We start from the raw sequence: 19,434 nt of genomic DNA, 5'->3' as shown, positions 1-19,434 counted from the left end.
CGAGGCCTCGCCGCCCGTCCGGGGGCATCCCGAGGTGGGTGCGGGCCGGTACAATATCGAGGTACCCGATGCGCCGAACCGGGTCCCTTGCTGCCGAAAGGTCATTCGTGACGCCCCAGACTCCCACCCCCACTCTCCCGCGTGAGTTCGAGCACCCCGCCCTGCAGGACCTCGTGCGCGCCGGGCGCACCAACGGCAGCGTCGACGCCGCTGCGCTGCGTCACGCGTGCGAGGCCGCTCAGGTGGAGGACGCCCGGCGGCTGAAGGCCGTCGTGCGCGGTCTGGCCAACGCCGGCATCACCATCGAGGAGCCGACCGCCGCGCCCGCCCGCGCCGTCGCGGCCACCACCGCCAAGGCGCGCCCGTCGGCCAAGGCCGTCGTCGCGGCCGAGGACGGCGACGAGGCGGCCGAGAAGCCCGCCCGCAAGACGCGCGCCGCCGCCGCCAAGCCGGCCGCCAAGAAGGCGACCGCCGGCAAGGCCGCCACCGCCAAGCCCGTCAAGGCGACGAAGGCCACCAAGGCCAAGTCGGACGAGGACGGCGACGAGGAGGACGTCGAGCTCGAGGACGTCGAGATCGACGACACCGAGATCGAGGCCGGCGACGACGCCGAGGAGACCACGGAGGACGGCGAGTCCGAGGAGACCCCCGCCGCCGCCACGAAGGCCCCCGCGGCCGAGGAGTCCACGGACACCGGCTTCGTCGTGTCCGACCGCGACGAGGACGACGCCCCGGCCCAGCAGGTCGTGACCGCGGGCGCCACCGCCGACCCGGTCAAGGACTACCTCAAGCAGATCGGCAAGGTCGCGCTGCTGAACGCCGAGCAGGAGGTCGAGCTCGCCAAGCGCATCGAGGCCGGCCTGTTCGCCGAGGAGCGCCTCGCCGCGATCGGCGACGACCTCGAGCCGAAGGCGCGCCGCGAGCTCCAGTGGATCGCGCAGGACGGCCGCCGCGCCAAGAACCACCTGCTCGAGGCCAACCTCCGCCTCGTCGTCTCGCTCGCCAAGCGTTACACCGGCCGCGGCATGCTGTTCCTGGACCTGATCCAGGAGGGCAACCTCGGTCTGATCCGCGCGGTCGAGAAGTTCGACTACACCAAGGGCTACAAGTTCTCGACGTACGCCACGTGGTGGATCCGCCAGGCGATCACCCGCGCGATGGCCGACCAGGCCCGCACCATCCGCATCCCGGTGCACATGGTCGAGGTCATCAACAAGCTGGCGCGCGTGCAGCGGCAGATGCTCCAGGACCTCGGCCGGGAGCCCACGCCGGAGGAGCTCGCCAAGGAGCTCGACATGACCCCCGAGAAGGTCGTCGAGGTCCAGAAGTACGGCCGCGAGCCCATCTCCCTGCACACCCCGCTCGGCGAGGACGGCGACAGCGAGTTCGGCGACCTCATCGAGGACTCCGAGGCCGTCGTGCCCGCGGACGCGGTGAGCTTCACGCTGCTCCAGGAGCAGCTGCACCAGGTGCTGGACACCCTGTCCGAGCGCGAGGCCGGCGTCGTCTCGATGCGGTTCGGCCTCACGGACGGCCAGCCGAAGACGCTGGACGAGATCGGCAAGGTCTACGGCGTGACCCGTGAGCGGATCCGCCAGATCGAGTCGAAGACGATGTCCAAGCTGCGCCACCCGAGCCGCTCCCAGGTGCTGCGCGACTACCTGGACTGAGCCGGTACCACGAAGGGCCCATCCCGCACGGGGTGGGCCCTTCGTCGTACCCGGGGGCGGCGGGATGTCCGGATCGGGACCTCGGTCCCACTCGGGGCCGCGCGCGCCGGAGGTGGATGGGGGACGAAGGTCACCTCGACGGCGAGGCGACCCAGGCAGGCGGGCGACGGCGCCCGCCGGAGGAGGTCCCGCGATGAAGGCACTCGTCTACCACGGCCCGGGACGCAAGGAGTGGGAGGACGTGCCCGACGCGCACGTCGTCGACGCGACCGACGTGGTCGTCCGGGTCGACACGACCACGATCTGCGGCACGGACCTGCACATCCTGCTCGGCGACGTCCCCGCGGTCACGCCCGGGCGCGTCCTGGGCCACGAGGCCGTCGGCACCGTGGTCGAGGTCGGTGCGAGCGTCGGGAAGTTCGCGGTGGGGGACCGCGTCGTCGTGCCGGCCATCACGTCGTGCGGCACGTGCCGCTACTGCCGGGTCGGCCGGGCGAGCCACTGCCAGTCGGTCGGCGGGATCGGCTGGGTGCTCGGGCACCTGGTGGACGGCACCCAGGCGGAGCTGGTCCGGGTGCCGTTCGGCGACACGTCGCTGCACCGCGTGCCGGCGGGCCTGTCCGACGAGGAGGTGATCTTCCTGTCGGACATCTTCCCGACCGGCTACGAGATGGGCGTCCGCAACGGCGCGGTCTCGCCCGGCGACACGGTGGTCTGCATCGGCGCCGGTCCGGTCGGGCTCGCGGCCATGGCGACCGCGCACCTGCACGGCGCCCGCCGGGTGGTCGCGGTCGACCTCGACCCGTTCCGGCTCGACCGGGCCGTGCAGGATTTCGGCGCGACGCACGCCGTGAACTCGGGTGCCGCCGGCTGGCAGGACGAGGTGCGGGCGCTCTGCGGCGGGCGCGGCGCGGACGTCGTGATGGAGGCCGTCGGCCTCCCGCCGACCCTGGAGGCCGCGTTCGACCTCGTGGTCCCGTACGGCCACGTCGCCAACATCGGCGTGCACGGGCACCCGGTGACGCTGCCGATCGACCGGCTGTGGATCGAGAACATCACCGTCACGATGGGCCTGGTCGACGGCGTCACGGCGCCGATGCTGCTGGATCTCGTGGCGGAGGGCTCGCTCGACATCCGCCCGATGGGGACCCACACGTTCGCGCTCGACCAGATGCACGAGGCGTACGAGGTGTTCGGCGCCGCCGCGCAGCACGACGCGCTCAAGGTCGTCCTGCGGCGGTGACCGCACACGGAAGGGGCCCGTCCGGCTGCAGCCGGACGGGCCCCGTTCTTCGTGTCGTCGCGGCGTGCGGCACCGGTCCCCGGTGCGCCGCCGGTCTCGTGGCGCGCTCAGCGAGCGGCGCCGGCTCCGGCTCCGTGCTCGGCGAGCAGTTTGTCCGTCTCGTCCTGCACGTGGGTCGCGACCTGCGAGTACTTCGGCGCGTGCTCGCGCGCGTGGTGCGCGCAGAACAGGAGCTCGCCCACGGGCAGCTGCACGCGGACGTAGGCCTGAGCGCCGCAGCGGTCGCAGCGGTCGGCTGCGGTCAGCGGGTTCGTGGTCTCGATCGTCTCCGTCACGTTGTCATACAACCATCTCCGGCCGGGATCCTTCCCGTCGAGGGCGGGTGGTTCGCTCACCGCGTACGCCGGATCACCCGACGTCATCGACCTGTCACGCGACCGACACCGGATCGTGACCGCGCGCGCACGGCGTCCTGAGGAACGGCGCCCGGGAGCGGCATGGTGCCGCGGTTCTGTCGGTCCGAGCGATTACCCTCGGGACTCGTGTCGACCGCTTCCGCCGAGTCCAGCTACACCGCCCGTCACCTCTCCGTGCTGGAGGGGCTCGAGGCGGTCCGCAAGCGCCCGGGCATGTACATCGGCTCCACCGACTCCCGGGGCCTCATGCACTGCCTCTGGGAGATCATCGACAACTCGGTCGACGAGGCCCTGGCCGGCCACGGCGACCGCATCGACATCGTGCTGCACGCCGACTCGTCGGTGGAGGTCCGCGACAGCGGCCGCGGCATCCCGGTCGACGTCGAGCCCAAGACCGGCCTGACCGGCGTCGAGGTCGTGCTCACCAAGCTGCACGCGGGCGGCAAGTTCGGCGGCGGGTCCTACGGCGCGTCCGGCGGCCTGCACGGCGTCGGCGCCTCGGTGGTCAACGCGCTGTCCGAGCGCCTCGACGTCGAGGTGGATCGCGGCGGCAAGACGCACCGCATGACGTTCCACCGCGGCGAGCCGGGCGTGTTCGACGACGCGGCGGGCCGCAGCCCCGAGTCGCCGTTCGAGCCGTTCGTCGCCCGCTCGCAGCTCGACGTCGTCGGCAAGGTCGCCAAGGGCCGCACGGGCACCCGCATCCGGTACTGGGCCGACCGGAACATCTTCCCGACGTCGGCGGTGTTCTCCTACGACGAGCTCGTGACCCGCGCGCGGCAGACCAGCTTCCTGGTGCCGGGCCTGACGATCACGGTCCGCGACGAGCGGGGCCTGCCCGGCACGCCCGCGGCCGAGGGCCCGCACGAGGAGGTGTTCCGGCACGACGGCGGCACGGTCGACTTCGCCGACTTCCTCGCCCCGGACGCCCCGGTCACCGACACCTGGCAGCTCACGGGCTCGGGCACGTTCTCGGAGACGGTGCCGGTCCTCGACGCGCGCGGGCACATGACCCCGCAGGAGGTGCAGCGCGACTGCGAGGTCGACGTGGCGCTCCGCTGGGGCACGGGCTACGAGACCGAGGTCCGCACCTTCGTCAACATCATCGCGACGCCCAAGGGCGGCTCGCACCTGGCGGGCTTCGAGACCGCGGTGCTCCGCACGATCCGCAAGCAGGTCGAGGCCAACGCCCGCCGGCTGAAGATCTCCGCCAAGGAGGGCGGGGAGAAGATCGAGAAGGACGACGTCCTCGCCGGCCTCACCGCCGTCGTGACCGTCCGGCTGGCCGAGCCGCAGTTCGAGGGCCAGACCAAGGAGGTGCTCGGCACCGCCCCGGTCCGGAACATCGTCGCGAAGGTCGTCGACACCGAGCTCGCCGCGCTGATGACGTCGGCCAAGCGCGAGCACAAGGCCCAGTCGGCCGCGCTGCTCGACAAGGTCGTGGGGGAGATGCGTGCCCGCGTCTCGGCGCGCAAGCAGAAGGAGATCTCCCGCCGGAAGACGGCGCTGGAGTCCTCGTCCCTGCCCGCGAAGCTCGCCGACTGCCGCAGCGACGACGTGTCGCGCAGCGAGCTGTTCATCGTCGAGGGCGACAGCGCGCTCGGCACCGCCAAGCTCGCGCGGTCGTCGGACTTCCAGGCGCTGCTGCCGATCCGCGGCAAGATCCTCAACGTCCAGAAGGCGTCGATCTCGGACATGCTGCGCAACGCCGAGTGCGCCGCGATCATCCAGGTGATCGGCGCGGGCTCCGGCCGCACGTTCGACCTCGACGCCGCGCGGTACGGGAAGATCGTGCTGATGACCGACGCCGACGTCGACGGCGCGCACATCCGCACCCTGCTGCTCACGCTGTTCTTCCGGTACATGCGCCCGCTGGTCGAGGCCGGCCGGGTGTACGCCGCGGTCCCGCCGCTGCACCGCATCGAGGTGATCGGCGCCGGCAGCCGGAAGAACGAGTACATCTACACATACTCCGAGGCCGAGCTCACCGCGACGCTGAAGAAGCTCGACAAGGCCGGCAAGCGCTACAAGGAGGACATCCAGCGCTACAAGGGCCTCGGCGAGATGGACGCGGACCAGCTGTCGGAGACGACGATGGACCCGCGGCACCGCACGCTGCGCCGGGTGACCCTGCCCGCCGCCGAGTCCGCCGACGCGCTGGTCCGCAGCGCGGAGGAGACGTTCGAGCTGCTCATGGGCTCGGACGTCGCGCCGCGCAAGGACTTCATCGTGGCCGGCGCGTCGACGCTGGACGCCTCGCAGATCGACGCCTGACGTCGCGGGTCCCGTGGGCGGGCGCCCGTGACCTGCGCCTCCGGGGCGTCAGCGGCGATTCCGCGTGACAGGGCGGGCGGCGGTCGGGCACCGTGTCCCGCATGCCCGAGACGCCTGAGACGCCCGCCGCCGTCCCGCCGCTCGCGGTGCGCGCCGCCGCGCCCGCGACGCTCCCCGAGCCCGACCCCGCCGCCACGGGCCTGACCTGGCGGCCGCTGACCCGCGACGACGTCCCCGTGCTGGCCGCGCTGGTCGCGCGCGTCGAGGCCGCCGACGCCCAGCCGTTCCGCACCAGCGAGACCGAGGTCGGCGAGGGCTTCGACGGCGACTGGAAGAACCCGGCGCGGGACACGCGGGTCGGGCTCGACGCCGACGGGGTCCCGCGCGCGTGGATCAGCCTCGACGCGCCGCCCGGGGACGTCCGGGTCATCCGCGTGTGGGTGCAGGGCGGCGTGGACCCGGAGTGGCGCGGTCGCGGCATCGGGCGCGCGGTCCTGGCCTGGGCGACCGCCCGGGCCCGGCAGAAGCTCGCGGAGTCCGGCAAGGACGCCCCGGGACGCATCGCCGCCTTCCTCGAGGACCACCGCGCCGACGCCCTCGCCCTGCACGCCGCCGCGGGGTTCGCGCCGATCCGGTACTTCACCGACATGCGCCGGGACCTGTCCCGGCCGCTGCCGGAGCCCCGCCCGCTCGACGGCGTGCGCGTCGTGCCGTGGTCGGCCGAGCTCGACGACGCCGTGCGGCTGGCGCACAACGAGGCGTTCGCCGACCACTGGGGGAGCGAGCCCCGGACGGCGGAGCACTGGCAGCAGGGCCGCGCGATGTTCGCCCCGCAGTGGAGCCACGTGGCCCTCGACGAGGCCACCGGCGACGTCGCGGGCTACACGATCTCCGGCCGGTACGAGCACGACTGGGAGATCGCGGGGTTCACGTCGGGCTACACCGAGCTGCTCGGCGTGCGGCGCGCGTGGCGCGGACGCGGCCTCGCGCCGGCGCTGCTGACCGCCGCCATGGCGTCGTTCCGGGCGGACGGCATGCAGTACGCGGAGCTCGACGTCGACACCGAGAACCCGTCGGGCGCGCACGGCCTGTACGCCAGCCTCGGCTACGAGGTGACGCACGGCGCGATCATGTACACGATCGAGGTCTGACGGAACGGCCCCGTCGCGCGACGGCGGGGCCCTACGCTGTGCCCATGGCTCCAGAGGACGGGCGCGCGCAGGTCGACGAGGACGCCACCTGGCGCATGTACCTGGGACTCTCCCGGGAGATGTTCACGGCGCTCGAGCGCGGGCTCGGCGCCGACGCCGGCGTGTCCGTCGCCGACCTCGAGCTGCTCGAGCCGCTGCTCGCGGCCGGGCACCCCGGTCTGCGGGCCAAGGACCTCGCCGCCGCGGCCGAGTGGCAGGACAGCCGGGTCTCGCACCAGCTGCGCCGCATGGAGTCCCGCGGGCTCGTGACGCGCAGCCGCGACCGCCAGGACGGCCGCGGCACGGTCGTCTGCCTCACCGAGGCGGGCGAGGCGGCCGCGCGGGCCGCGCAGCAGACCCGCCGGGTGCTGGTGCGCGACCTGCTGCTGTCGCCGCTGGACGACGCGCAGGTGGCGTCGCTGGTCGAGGTGTCGGGCCTGGTCCGCGCGCGCATCGCCGCCACGGGCCAGGCCCGCTGACCCGCGCCCGTCGGCGCTGCGCCGGCGGGTCGCCCTGGAGGCCGCGAGCTCGGCCCGTGCGCCCGTCCGCCCGCGTGGCCCCGCGAGTGCCTATCCGACACGTCGAGTGCCTATCCAGGGGACAGGCACTCGACGTGTCGCGTACACACTCGGCGCGGTGGCGCGGTGGCGCGGTGGCGCGGTGGCGCGGTGGGGCCGTGGCGCGGTGGCGCGGTGGGGCCGCCGGGTCAGCCGATCGCCAGGGGCGGGGCCGCCAGGGGCTGGCCCGAGCCGTCGCGGCGGTCGTCCGGCTCCGGCAGGTCGACCGGCTGGCCCGCCGAGCCCGTCGCGCGCGCGGGGGCCGGGCCGACCCAGGCGAGGAACAGCGCGTCCTCGCCCTTGAGGAACCGGTGCGCCCGGACGCCGCCGGTGGCGCGGCCCTTGCCGGGGTACCGGGAGAACGGCGTGACCTTGGCCGAGCCCGCCTGCGTGCCCGGGAGCGCGTCCGACGCCCCGGCGACGGTCACCACGACCGGGCCCTCGGCGTCGTCGACCGCGTCGGAGCCCGCGGGCAGCGCGCCGAAGTGCACCACCCGCTGGCCGGCGGCGAGCTTGATGCCCGCCATGCCGCCCGCGGGCCGGCCCTGCGGGCGCACGGACGCCGCCGGGAAGTGCAGCAGCGCGGCGTCGGAGGCGACGAACACGAGCTCGTCCTCGTCGGTCACGGTCGCGCAGCCGACCACCTCGTCGCCGTCCTTGAGGCCGATGACCTCCCAGGAGTCGCGGTTCGCGGGCGCCTCGCCGGAGCTGACCCGCTTGACCACGCCCTGCGCGGTGCCGACCGCCAGCGTCGGGGCGTCGGCGGTCACGGGGACCAGCCCGACGACCTTCTCGCCCCTGTCGAGCGCGAGGAGCTCGGAGAGCGGGAGGCCGCCGGAGAGGTTCGGCGCGCCGTCGGTCGGCGGCAGGCCCGGCAGGTCGAGCACGGACACCCGCCGGACGACGCCGCGGGACGTCAGCACGCCGACCTCGCCGCGCACGGAGGTCGCGACGGCGCCGGCCAGCACGTCGTGCTTGGACCGGCCTGCGCCGGGCGCGGGCCGCAGCTCGACGTCGGTGCTGCCGGTGCGCGCGACCAGGCCGGTCGCGGACAGCAGCGCGTAGCAGGGGGAGTCCTCGATCTCGAGCGACAGCGCGGGGGCGGCGGACCGGCCGGACCGCGGCGCGGGCGCGCCCTCGGCGGCGGTGGCGACGCCGCCCGCGGACTCCAGCAGGATCGTGCGGCGCGGGGTGCCGTAGGTCGCGGCGACCTCCGCCATCTCGTCGCTGACCGTGGTCCGCAGCAGCGCCTCGTCGCCGAGGATCGCCTGCAGCGCCTCGATCTCGCCGAGCAGCTCGTCGCGCTCCTTCTCCAGCTCGATGCGGGAGAACTTGGTCAGCCGGCGCAGCCGGAGCTCGAGGATGTACTCGGCCTGCGGCTCGGACAGGTCGAACACCTGGCGCAGCCGGGTGCGCGCGGCGTCCGCGTCGTCGGAGGACCGGATGACCTGGATGACCTCGTCGATGTCGACGATGGCGATGAGCAGGCCCTCGACGAGGTGCAGCCGCTCCTGCTTCTTCCGCAGCCGGAACTGGCTCCGGCGCCGCACCACGGAGATCCGGTGGTCGACCCACACCTGGAGCAGGTCGCGCAGCCCGAGGGTGCGGGGCTGGCCGTCGACCAGGGCGACGTTGTTGATCGAGAACGAGTCCTCGAGCGGGGTGTACCGGTAGAGCTGCTCCAGCACGGCCTCGGGGTTGAACCCGGTCTTGACCTCGATGACGAGGCGCAGGCCGTGCTGCCGGTCGGTGAGGTCGAGGGCGTCCGAGATGCCGGAGAGCTTCTTGGACTGCACGCCCTCCTTGATCTTCTCGATGACCTTCTCCGGGCCGACGGTGTACGGCAGCTCGGTGACGACGATGCCCTTGCGGCGCGGGGTGACGTTCTCGATCCGGGCGGTGGCCCGGGTGCGGAACGCGCCGCGGCCGGTGCGGTAGGCGTCGCGCACGCCCTCCAGGCCGACGATCTTGCCGCCGCTGGGCAGGTCGGGGCCGGGCACGAACCGCATGAGCTCGTCCAGCGTCGCCTCGGGGTGCAGCACGAGGTGCCGGGCGGCCGCGACGACCTCGACCAGGTTGTGCGGGGCCATGTTCGTGGCCATGCCGACCGCGATGCCGGACGCGCCGTTGACCAGCAGGTTGGGGATCGCGGCGGGCAGCACGCCGGGCTGGGTCAGCTTGTTGTCGTAGTTCGGGACGAAGTCGACGACGTCCTCGTCCAGGCTCTGCGTCATCGCGAGCGCGGACGGCGCCATGCGCGCCTCGGTGTACCGGGGGGCGGCGGGCCCGTCGTCGAGCGAGCCGAAGTTGCCGTGCCCGTCGACCAGCGGCAGCCGCAGCGAGAACGGCTGCGCCATGCGGACCATCGCGTCGTAGATCGCGGTGTCGCCGTGCGGGTGCAGCTTGCCCATCACCTCGCCGACCACGCGGGCCGACTTCACGAACGGCCGGTCCGGGCGCAGGCCCATGTCGGACATCTGGAACAGGATGCGGCGCTGCACCGGCTTGAGGCCGTCGCGGGCGTCGGGCAGGGCGCGCGAGTAGATGACCGAGTAGGCGTACTCGAGGAACGAGCCCTCCATCTCGGTGGCGACGTCGATGTCGACGATGCGCTCGACGACGTCCTCCGGCGGGACGTCGGGTGTGCTGCTGCGGCGCGCCATGCTGGGGGCTGCTCCCGGGATCGGCGGTGCGGGTGGTCGGCGCCCATTGTCGCCGCTCCGCGAGCCTGTGGACCACCACGACGCGCGGCGCGCCGGTTGGTTAGGCTCGTGGGCATGGCCGAGAGCACCGGGGGCGCGCCCGACGAGGCGGCGGACTACCCGGAGAGCTGGGAGGCCGACGTCGTCCTCCGCGACGGCAGCACCACGCACGTGCGGCCGATCCGCCCCGAGGACGCGGACGCCCTGCAGTCGTTCCACGTCGGCCAGTCCGAGGCGTCGATCGTGTTCCGGTTCTTCGCCCCGCTGGAGCGGCTGGGCGACCGGGACCTCGCGCGGTTCACCCGCGTCGACCACCGGGACCGGGTCGCGCTGGTGGCGGTGACGGGGGACGACGCGATCATCGGCGTCGCCCGGTACGACAAGGTCGGCCCCGACGAGGCCGAGGTGGCGTTCAACATCGCCGACGCGCACCACGGCCGCGGGCTCGGCTCGGTGCTGCTGGAGCACCTGGCCGCGGCGGCGCGCGAGCGCGGCATCCGCCGGTTCACCGCCGACGTGCTGCCGCAGAACGGCCGGATGATCGCGGTGTTCCGCGAGGCCGGGTACTCGCTGCAGCAGCGCCTGGAGGACGGCGTGGTGACGGTGGGCTTCGACATCGACCCGACGGACCGGTCGCTCGCGGTGATGATGGCCCGCGAGCACGCCGCGGAGGCGCGCAGCGTCCAGGCGCTGCTGACCGCCCGGTCGGTGCTGGTGCTGTCGTCGCCGAACGCCGAGCCGGGGTCCCTGGACGACCGCCGCGCCGAGCGCGTGCTGGCGGACCTGGTCGGCGGCGTCCCGTCCGCCGAGGACCCCGCGCACCGCACCGGCGCCGTCACGGCGGCCGGCGGCGACGAGCGCGGCGTCGAGGTGCACGTGGTCGGGCGCCCGGCGCCCGACGGCGCCGACCCGCGCCCGACGGTGCACCACTGGGACCGCCTCGACGACGTCCCCGGCCCCGTCGACCTCGCGGTGCTCGCGCTGCCCGCCGCGGAGGCCGTCGTCGCGGTCCGTGTGCTCGGCCGGCTCGGCGTCAAGGGCGTCGTCGTGCTGTCGGGCGGGTACGCCGAGCAGGGCCCCACCGGCCTCGCGCTGCAGCGTGCCCTGCTGCGCGCCGCGCACGCCGCCGGGCTCCGGGTGGTCGGCCCGCGGTCGTACGGCCTGCTCGCGCACGCCGCGGGCGGCCTGCTCAACGCCTCGCTCACCGAGGACCCGCCGCCGCCCGGGCGCATCGGGCTGTTCTGCCAGTCCGCCTCGACCGCGGTGTCGATCCTCGGCTCGGTGCGCCGCCGGCACCTCGGCCTCGCGCACCTCGTGTCCGCGGGCAACCGTGCGGACGTGTCCGGCAACGACCTCATGCAGTTCTGGCAGGACGACGACGCGACGGACGTCGTGGCGCTGTACCTGGAGTCGATCGGCAACCCGCGCAAGTTCTCCCGCGTCGCCCGGCGCCTGGCCGCCGCGAAGCCCGTCGTCGTGGTGACCGCCGGCCGGTCCGGCCACGTCGTGCCGCCCGGGCACGCCGTCCGGCCCACGCAGGCCTCGCGGCAGACGCTGCAGGAGGTGATGCGGCGCTCGGGCGTCGTGCTGGTCGACAACGTGCACCAGATGCTCGAGGTGTCGCAGCTGTTCGCCCTGCAGCCGCTGCCCCCGGGCCGCCGCGCCGCGGTCGTCGCCTCGTCGTCCGCCGCCGCGTCGCTGGTGTCCGAGGCGCTCGCCGCCGCGGGGTTCACCGTCGCCCGCGCGCCGGCGATCCTGCACGAGGACGCCGACGACGCGAAGGTCGAGCGCACGTTCGCCGCGGTGTACGCCGACCCGGACGTCGAGGTCGTCGTCACCATGCACGTCCCGACCGTGGGACCGCGGGACGACCGCGTCGCCCAGGCGCTCGCCCGGCACGCCGCCGGGTCGGGCCGGACGTCGGTGGCCTGCCTGCTGGGGCTGCACGGCGCGACGCCCGCCCTCACCGCGCCGGACGCGGACGGCGCCCTGCGCACGGTCCCCGCGTACACGACCCCGGAGGACGCCGTCCTCGCGCTCGACCAGGCGGCCCGGTACGCCGCGTGGCGGGCGGCCGACCGCGGCCGGCTCGTCGCGCCCGAGGGCATCCACGCCCGCACCGCGCGCCGCCGCATCGCGGGCTGGCTCGACGAGGCCGGCAGCCGGGCGTCGCTCGACCTCACGCACGAGCAGGTCGCCGAGCTCCTGGGCCTCGCCGGGGTGGAGGTGTTCCCGACGGTCGGCGTGCACGACGCGGACGAGGCCGTCGCGGCCGCGGACCGCCTGGGCTGGCCGGTCGCGCTCAAGTCGACCGTCCCGGCGCTGCGGCACCGGTCGGACCTCGGCGGGGTGCGGCTCGACGTGCACGACGAGGCCGAGCTGCGCGCCGACGTCGACCAGGTGCTCGCGCTCGCCGCGGGCCGGGAGCCCGAGCCGGGGCGCGCGCCGCTCGAGGTGCAGGCGATGGCCCCGCACGGGGTCGCCTGCGTCATCCGGTCCGCGGAGGACCCGCTGTTCGGCCCGGTGCTCGGGTTCGGGCTCGGCGGCGACACCACGGACCTGCTCGGCGACGTGGCCTGGGCGGTGCCGCCGCTCACCGACGTGGACGTGTCCGACATGGTGCGCGCGCCGCGGTCGTCGCCCCGGCTGTTCGGCTACCGGGGCGTGCCCCCGCTCGACGTCGCCGCGCTGGAGGACGTGCTGGCCCGGGTGGCCGTGCTGTCGGACCAGCTCCCGGAGCTGCTGCACCTGGAGCTCAACCCGGTCGTGGTGGCCGAGCGCGGCGCCTACGTGCTGGGCGCGACGGCCCGCGTCGGGGTGGCCGGCACCCGGGCGGACGGCCCGCGCCGCGCGCTGCCCGCCTGACGCTCCCGGCCGGGGTGTGACGGCGCCGCCCCTCGGGTGGGAGGATGTCCGGGTGCCTGCACCCTCCACCGACCTGCTCCGTGACCTGCACCGCGCCGGGTACTACCCCGACCTGGTCGCCGACGTCCTGGACGTCGCGCTCGCGGACGAGCCCGTCGAGGCCTACCTCGTGCACCCCGAGACGACGTTCGACGCGCAGGAGGTGCGCCGGCACGTCACGGTCCTGGCGCTGACCCCGACGCGGCTCGTGGTCGCGCACGTCGACGACCACCCGGCCGACAGCGAGCACCCGTCGGCCAGCGCCGCGGCGACCACCGAGGCCGTGCCGCTGTCCGAGCTGCGCTCCGTCGCGCTCACGCACGTGATCGCGAGCCCGGAGCAGCACCGCCCGGGCACCGCCGCCGCCGAGCTCACGCTCGCCGTCGGCTGGGGCGCGGTGTCCCGGGTCGACCTGGAGCCCGCGACCTGCGCGGACCCGGCCTGCGAGGCGGACCACGGCCTGACCGGCACGCTGACCCCCGACGACGTGGTCGTCCGGGTGTCCGCGGTCGCCGAGGGCGAGGGCGCGGTCCGCGACGCCGTGGCGTTCGCGAAGCGGCTGTCCGCGGCGAGCGCGCGCTGACGATGACCGCCGCCGCGTCGTCCACCGTGCCGGCCCGGCTCGCGGACGCGGGCCTGGTGCCGCCCGACTACGAGGGCCCGTCGCTGTCCGGCCTGCTGCCCGCGGTCGCCGACGCCCTCGGCGCGCCCGTGCCCGACGGCCCGGCCCGGCGCGCACAGCTCGGGCTGCCGGAGGCGCACCGGGTGTGCGTCGTCCTGGTCGACGGCCTGGGCTACGAGAACCTCACGGAGCGCGCCGGGCACGCCCCGTTCCTGCGGTCGCTGCTGAACGGCTCCGGGCCGCTGTCCGCGGGCTACCCGTCGACGACGGCCGCGTCCATGGGCTCGTTCGGCACCGGTACGGGCCCGGGTCGCACCGGCCTGGTCGGCTACACCGTCCGCAACCCCGCGAGCGGCGGCCTGGCCAACATGGTGTCGTGGGACGGCCTCGGCCCCGCCCGCGAGTGGCAGCGCGAGCCCACCGTGTTCGAGCGGCTGGTCGCGCAGGGCATCACGGTGACCACCGTCGGGCCCGCCAAGTTCATGGGCTCCGGCCTGACCGAGGCGGCGCTCCGCGGCGGCGGGTACCGCGCGGCGGAGTCGCTCGCCCAGCGGGTCGACGCGGCGCTGCGGCTGCTGCGGGAGCCCGGCCTCGTCTACCTGTACTGGGGCGACGTCGACAAGACCGGCCACCACGAGGGGGCCGGCTCCTGGCAGTGGGGCGACCAGCTCGAGGCGCTCGACGGCGAGCTGCGCCGGCTGGTCCGGTCGCTGCCGAAGAACGCCACCGTCGTCGTCACCGCCGACCACGGCATGGTCGACGTGGACCCCGCCCGGCGCCGGGACGTCGCGACCACCCCGGGGCTGGCCGAGGGCGTCGCGCTGGTCGCGGGGGAGCCGCGCGCGGTGCACGTGCACCTCGAGCCCGGCGTCGACCCGCGCGCGGCGGAGGCCCGGTGGGCCGACGTGCTCGGCGACGACGCGGTCGTGCTCACCGGGGACGACGCCGTGGCGGCCGGGCTGTTCGGCCCGGTGTCCGCGCACGTGCGGCCCCTGATCGGCGACCTGGTGGTCGCGGCGACGGGCCGGGCCACGGTGGTGGACTCCCGGACCCAGACCGCGGCGTCGCTGCAGCTGGTCGGCGTGCACGGGTCGCTGACCCCCGCGGAGCTGCGGGTCCCGCTGCTCGCGGTGCACACCTGAGCCGGCGCGCCGCCCGCACCCACCCCCGCACACCGAGCACGACGAGGAACGAGGAGCACGTGGCCGAGCTGGTCTTCTTCTGCGGCACCATGGACTGCGGCAAGTCCACCCTGGCGCTGCAGATGCACCACAACCACACGGCCCGCGGCCGGGGCGGGGTGCTGTTCACCCAGAACGACCGCGCGGGGGAGCACGTGCTGTCCTCGCGGCTCGGCCTCTCGGTGCCCGCGCACGAGGTCACGCCCGCGACGGACTTCTGGGACGAGGTCGTGCTGCGGCGCAGCCGCGGAGCGCGGGTGGACTTCCTCATCTGCGACGAGGCGCAGTTCTACTCCGCCGAGCAGGTCGAGCAGCTGGGCCGGGTCGTCGACGACCTCGACGTGGACGTCTTCGCCTTCGGGATCACCACCGACTTCCGGACCCGGCTGTTCGCGGGGTCGGCGCGGCTGCTCGAGCTGGCGGACCGCGTCGAGACGCTGCAGGTCCAGGCGCTGTGCTGGTGCGGGGCGCGCGCCACGCAGAACGCCCGCACCGAGCACGGCGTCATGGTCGTCGAGGGCGCGCAGGTCGTCGTCGGGGACGTCGCGGTGCCGGACGACGGCGACGCGGTGGGCTACGAGGTGCTGTGCCGCAAGCACCACCGGCTGCGGATGACCGCGCGCACCTCGGGCGCGCCGGCGCTGTCGCCCCAGACGCTCGGGCTGCTCGCGGGGGACTGAGCCCGGACCGCGCCCGCGGGGGCGGCGTCACCGCCCCCGCGCGGACCTCACTCCGGCTTCGCGCCGAAGACGATCTCGTCCCAGCTCGGCACCTTCGGCCGGCCCCGGCGCCCGCCGGAGCGCGGCTTCGGCTGGTCCTCGGGCCGCGTCGGCGTCGTGTCCTCGTCCGGCGCGGGCGCGGGCTCCGGCTCGCCGGGCTCGAGCGCGACCGGGGTCTCCGGCTCGTCCTCGGCCGGGCGCGGGCGGGTCGGCGCCGGGTAGATCCGGGCCTCGGCGGCGGGCTCGGCGTCCACCGGGTGCGCCCCGGGGGCCGCGGGCTCGTCGAGCTGCCCGAAGTCGAACGCGTGCTGCGGCCCGAAGCCGCCGAAGGCGTCGCCGTCCTCGTCGTCCTCGAGGTCGAGCGTCTGCCGCACGCCGCGCCGGGCGCGCAGGTCGTCCAGCAGCTCGTGCGTGGCCCGCAGGTCGTCCGCGGGATCCTCCTCCTCGCGGTGCTGCGCGCGCCCGGGGGCGTCGACCGCCGCGAGCACGGGGCGCACGTCGGCGTCCACGTCGTACACGAGGTCGCGCACGGCGGACAGGTGCCGGCGGGGGACCGGGCCGTCGGCGATCTCCGTCTCGGAGAGCCAGCGGGCCTCGTCCTCCTCCGCGTGCACCGCGCGCGCCTGCGCGTCGTAGGTCCAGCGCGCCTCGCGGGCGTCGTCCTCCACGCGGAACCGCGCGATGACCACCCAGCCGCCGCCGTTCTCGCGGTACGCGTCCCAGGTCACGGCGGCCGTGTCGACGCCGCGCGCCGCCAGGCGGTCGACCACCAGCTCGCCCAGCACCGGAGCGCCGACGTCGCGGCCCACCCGGGTCCCGCGGGCCTGCTCGGCCACGAACTCGCGCTCGGCGAGCACGGGGCCCTCGAACCGCCGCACGTGCTCGACGGGCAGACCCGACTCCTCGGCGATCTGCTCCGCGGACTGCCCAGCGCGCACGCGCGCCTGGATCTCCCGCGGGCTCGGCACGCCCGACTGCTCGGCGCGGATCTGCTCCAGCTGCGGGCGGTCGCGCCGCACCGCGGCACGCAGCGGCTCGTCGATGCGCAGGCGGTAGCGCTGCCCGTCGGCCGCGGCGAGGACCAGGTGCTCCCCGTCCTCGTGCAGCCCGATCAGCTCCAGCTCGGCCATCACCTCTCCCATCGTTCCGCGGACGAGCCTGCCATCGCCGGGGCCCGATCCCGGGGAGGCTCGGCGGTGCGCCGCCGGAACTCCCGGCTGCCATGATCTCCCCTGTGCACGTCGACCTCCCCCTGCAGCCCGTGCTCGAGCTCCTGGGCGTGTTCGTCGGCGCCCTGTCCGGTGGCCTGGCCGCGGTGCGCAAGGGCTTCGACATCTTCGGCATCGTCGTCCTGGCCTGGGTCGCGGGCCTCGGCGGCGGCCTGCTGCGCGACGTGCTGATCGGCGCGATCCCGCCCGTGGGGATCGCGCGGTGGGAGTTCGTCGCGACCGCCTGCGCCGCGGGCCTGCTCACCTGGGCCGCGCACCCGGCGCTGCACCGGTTGCGCCGCCTGGTGCTGGTCCTCGACGCCGGGGCGCTGGCGCTGTTCACGGTCGTCGGGACCGTCAAGGCGCTGGAGTACGGCGTCGGCGCCACCGCGGCGGTCTTCGCCGGCATCGTCACGGGCGTCGGCGGCGGCGTGCTGCGGGACCTGCTCACCGGCGAGCTCCCCGCCGTGCTGCACCAGCGCCAGCTCTACGCCATCCCGTCGCTGCTCGGGGCGCTCGTGCTCGCCGTGCTGTGGCGCGAGGACGCGCTGTCCGAGGGCACGGTCGTCGCCGTGGTCGTCGGGGTGCTCGGCGTCCGGCTGGTCGCGCTGCGGTTCGGCTGGCAGGCGCCGGGGCCGTGGGACCGCGAGGCCGCCCGGGCCCGGCTCGGCCGGGTCGGGGGCGTGGGCCGGGCCGGGCGGGCGCCCCGCGAGCAGCCGGCGCCGCTGCTGCGCTGGGTGGCCCGGCTGCGCCGGTCGCGCGCGGCGGGCCGGGAGGGCGCGGGTCCGGGCGGCGGCGCCGGCGGGCCGGACGCAGGCTGACCCCCGCGCCCGGGCCCGCTCGGGCAGGATGGGACGCGTGACGAGCGCCCCCGTGTCTCCCGCCGCCCTGCCGGACCCCGTCGAGGTCCGCGCCCTCACCGAGCTCGCCGAGCGCCTCGCGCGCTCCGCGGGCGACCTGATCCGCACCACGAGCCCCGAGCGGGTGCAGGTGGCCGCCACCAAGTCCAGCGACGTCGACCCGGTCACGGCGATGGACCTCGCGTCCGAGACCCACCTGCGCGCCCTGCTCGCCGAGCACCGGCCCCAGGACGGCGTGCTCGGCGAGGAGCACGGGCTGGAGCCCGGCACCAGCGGGCTCACCTGGGTGCTGGACCCGATAGACGGCACGGTCAACTACCTGTACGGCGTCCCGGCGTTCGCGGTCTCGGTGGGCGTCGTCGCCGGCGACCCCGACCCGGAGCGCTGGACCCCCGTCGCCGGCTGCGTGCACGCGGTCGCGGACGGCCGCACGTACACCGCCGGCCGCGGGCAGGGCGCGTTCCGCGACGGCCGGCGCATCGAGGCCAACCCGGCGCGCCCGCTCGCCACGTCGCTGGTCGGCACGGGCTTCGGGTACCTCGAGCAGCGCCGCCGCGCGCAGGGCCGGGTGCTCGCCGCGCTCCTGCCGCAGGTCCGGGACATCCGGCGCATCGGCTCGGCGGCGCTGGACCTGTGCCGGGTGGCCGAGGGGTCGCTCGACGCGCACTACGAGCGCGGCCTCAACCCGTGGGACCTCGCGGCCGGGCAGATCATCGCGATCGAGGCGGGTGCGCAGGTCAGCGGCCTGCGGGGGCGTCCGGCGGGCGTCGAGATGTCCGTCGTCGGGCCCGCCGCGACGGTCCACGCACTGGCCGCGCTGCTCGCCGACCTGGGCGCCGACGCGGACGACTGAGCCGGGCGTGCACGCCGCCCCGAAATGAGGCACAATCCGGGGCGCCTGACCGGGAACAAACGGCGACCCCCGTTCGCTTGATCCCGCGTACGCCGATCCCGACCACCAGACGGAGCGTGACCACACCACATGGCAACCGACTACGACGCCCCGCGCAAGACCGAGGAGGACCTCAGCGAGGACTCGCTGCAGGAGCTCCAGGCCCGGCGCTCCGACAAGAACTCGGGCGTGGTGGACGAGGACGAGACCGAAGCGGCCGAGGGGTTCGAGCTCCCGGGCGCGGACCTGTCGGGCGAGGAGCTCTCGGTCCGGGTGCTGCCGCGCCAGGCCGACGAGTTCACCTGCTCGAAGTGCTTCCTGGTCCACCACCGCAGCCAGCTCGCCTACGAGAAGGACGGCATGCCCGTCTGCTCGGAGTGCGCGGCCTGAGCTGCCGACCGGGCGCGCACGCCTGATCGGCAGGCGAGCGCGCCCCACCCAGCCGTCACGACGCCGGCCGGACCCCGACGGGTCCGGCCGGCGTCGTCGTCCCGGGCGGGGTCAGGCGGCCGGGTGCCCGCCCTCGACGGTCCCGCCGAGCGCCGCGACCAGCTCCGCGGGCCGCCGGGTCGAGACCACCCAGTAGGGCGTGGGGTCCGCCGGGTCGTCCAGCTCGACGCGCACCGCGGTCCGCACCCAGCCGCGCAGGCACACGTGCGCGCGCGCGTCCAGGCCGGGGCCGAGCTCGTGGCGGGTCTCGTCCGCGTCGAGCGCCCGCGGCGCCCGGAGCAGCGCGACCGGGACGTGCGCGTCGCCGGCGTGCAGCTCGCCGCCCTCGACGCGGACCCGCGTGGCGAGCCGGGCCGCGGCGAGCGCGGCCGCCACCAGGCCCAGCGCGGCGCCCACGCCCGCCGCCGCCGGCGACAGGGGCAGCAGCACGATGCCGAGCATCGCGGCGAGGGCGGGCACGGCGACCCAGCCGGCGGGGGAGGGCCAGAGGCGCTCGGCGAAGGCGGGGGCGGTCGTCGTCTGCACGGCCCCAGCATCCCACCTGCG

General features: G+C 75.5%; 16 protein-coding genes. 12 read left to right on the top strand and 4 right to left on the bottom strand.

The window, feature by feature from the left end; all coding sequences use genetic code 11:
- Nucleotides 1-107 precede the first annotated feature (107 nt).
- A complete protein-coding gene (locus tag KVT14_RS00730) occupies nt 108-1,670 on the top strand; it encodes an RNA polymerase sigma factor (RefSeq protein ID WP_308160794.1) in 1,563 nt (520 codons plus the stop codon).
- A 193-nt stretch (nt 1,671-1,863) separates the two neighbouring features.
- Nucleotides 1,864-2,913, top strand: a complete 1,050-nt coding sequence (locus KVT14_RS00725) for an alcohol dehydrogenase catalytic domain-containing protein (protein ID WP_217613884.1) — start codon at nt 1,864-1,866, stop codon at nt 2,911-2,913.
- A gap of 107 nt (nt 2,914-3,020) precedes the next feature.
- On the opposite strand, the gene KVT14_RS00720 is transcribed toward KVT14_RS00725, so the two are convergent.
- Nucleotides 3,021-3,248 carry a hypothetical protein gene (locus tag KVT14_RS00720; RefSeq protein WP_230323286.1) on the bottom strand — a complete coding sequence of 76 codons (228 nt, stop codon included), beginning with the start codon at nt 3,246-3,248 and terminating at the stop codon, nt 3,021-3,023.
- A gap of 207 nt (nt 3,249-3,455) precedes the next feature.
- Here KVT14_RS00720 and KVT14_RS00715 point away from each other — a divergent pair, with 207 nt between their 5' ends.
- The 3 genes from KVT14_RS00715 to KVT14_RS00705 all read left to right on the top strand — a co-directional run bounded on the left by KVT14_RS00715 (nt 3,456) and on the right by KVT14_RS00705 (nt 7,272).
- Nucleotides 3,456-5,603: a type IIA DNA topoisomerase subunit B gene (locus KVT14_RS00715; RefSeq protein WP_217613883.1), complete on the top strand. Its 2,148-nt coding sequence runs from the start codon at nt 3,456-3,458 to the stop codon at nt 5,601-5,603.
- 101 nt (nt 5,604-5,704) lie between these two features.
- Entirely contained in the window at nt 5,705-6,754 is a 1,050-nt protein-coding gene (locus KVT14_RS00710) for a GNAT family N-acetyltransferase (RefSeq protein WP_217613882.1), read from the top strand.
- Nucleotides 6,755-6,798: 44 nt separating this feature from the next.
- On the top strand, nt 6,799-7,272 hold the full coding sequence (locus KVT14_RS00705; protein WP_217613881.1) for a helix-turn-helix domain-containing protein: 474 nt from the start codon (nt 6,799-6,801) through the stop codon (nt 7,270-7,272).
- A 227-nt stretch (nt 7,273-7,499) separates the two neighbouring features.
- Here KVT14_RS00705 and KVT14_RS00700 read toward each other — a convergent pair whose 3' ends face one another.
- Nucleotides 7,500-10,013 carry a DNA topoisomerase (ATP-hydrolyzing) subunit A gene (locus KVT14_RS00700; RefSeq protein WP_217613880.1) on the bottom strand — a complete coding sequence of 838 codons (2,514 nt, stop codon included), beginning with the start codon at nt 10,011-10,013 and terminating at the stop codon, nt 7,500-7,502.
- Nucleotides 10,014-10,127: 114 nt separating this feature from the next.
- Here KVT14_RS00700 and KVT14_RS00695 point away from each other — a divergent pair, with 114 nt between their 5' ends.
- From KVT14_RS00695 to KVT14_RS00680, 4 genes are read left to right on the top strand one after another with little or no spacing between them, the layout of a single operon-like run.
- Entirely contained in the window at nt 10,128-12,917 is a 2,790-nt protein-coding gene (locus tag KVT14_RS00695; protein WP_217613879.1) for a GNAT family N-acetyltransferase, read from the top strand.
- Nucleotides 12,918-12,969: 52 nt separating this feature from the next.
- On the top strand, nt 12,970-13,539 hold the full coding sequence (locus KVT14_RS00690; RefSeq protein ID WP_217613878.1) for a DUF5998 family protein: 570 nt from the start codon (nt 12,970-12,972) through the stop codon (nt 13,537-13,539).
- Between the two features lie 2 nt (nt 13,540-13,541).
- Nucleotides 13,542-14,720, top strand: coding sequence for an alkaline phosphatase family protein (locus KVT14_RS00685; protein WP_217613877.1), 1,179 nt, complete (start codon nt 13,542-13,544; stop codon nt 14,718-14,720).
- Nucleotides 14,721-14,779: 59 nt separating this feature from the next.
- Nucleotides 14,780-15,439, top strand: a complete 660-nt coding sequence (locus tag KVT14_RS00680) for a thymidine kinase (protein WP_217613876.1) — start codon at nt 14,780-14,782, stop codon at nt 15,437-15,439.
- Nucleotides 15,440-15,486: 47 nt separating this feature from the next.
- On the opposite strand, the gene sepH is transcribed toward KVT14_RS00680, so the two are convergent.
- Nucleotides 15,487-16,620 (bottom strand): septation protein SepH, encoded by a 1,134-nt coding sequence (sepH, locus tag KVT14_RS00675; RefSeq protein ID WP_254630126.1) that lies wholly within the window; start codon nt 16,618-16,620, stop codon nt 15,487-15,489.
- A gap of 92 nt (nt 16,621-16,712) precedes the next feature.
- On the opposite strand from sepH, the gene KVT14_RS00670 reads away from it, so the two are divergent.
- The 3 genes from KVT14_RS00670 (at nt 16,713) to KVT14_RS00660 (ending at nt 18,828) form a co-directional block, all read left to right on the top strand.
- Nucleotides 16,713-17,507: a TRIC cation channel family protein gene (locus tag KVT14_RS00670; RefSeq protein WP_308160790.1), complete on the top strand. Its 795-nt coding sequence runs from the start codon at nt 16,713-16,715 to the stop codon at nt 17,505-17,507.
- A 37-nt stretch (nt 17,508-17,544) separates the two neighbouring features.
- On the top strand, nt 17,545-18,399 hold the full coding sequence (locus tag KVT14_RS00665) for an inositol monophosphatase family protein (protein ID WP_308160789.1): 855 nt from the start codon (nt 17,545-17,547) through the stop codon (nt 18,397-18,399).
- Nucleotides 18,400-18,528: 129 nt separating this feature from the next.
- Nucleotides 18,529-18,828, top strand: coding sequence for a DUF4193 domain-containing protein (locus tag KVT14_RS00660; protein WP_146835284.1), 300 nt, complete (start codon nt 18,529-18,531; stop codon nt 18,826-18,828).
- Nucleotides 18,829-18,939: 111 nt separating this feature from the next.
- On the opposite strand, the gene KVT14_RS00655 is transcribed toward KVT14_RS00660, so the two are convergent.
- Nucleotides 18,940-19,413, bottom strand: coding sequence for a DUF3093 domain-containing protein (locus KVT14_RS00655; RefSeq protein WP_217613999.1), 474 nt, complete (start codon nt 19,411-19,413; stop codon nt 18,940-18,942).
- Between the last annotated feature and the right edge of the window lie 21 nt (nt 19,414-19,434).

This window comes from Cellulomonas sp. GbtcB1, assembly GCF_019091725.1.
Classification (GTDB): Bacteria; Actinomycetota; Actinomycetes; order Actinomycetales; family Cellulomonadaceae; genus Cellulomonas.
Note: the sequence above shows the minus strand (reverse complement) of the source record. Positions and strands in the feature narration are given on the sequence as shown.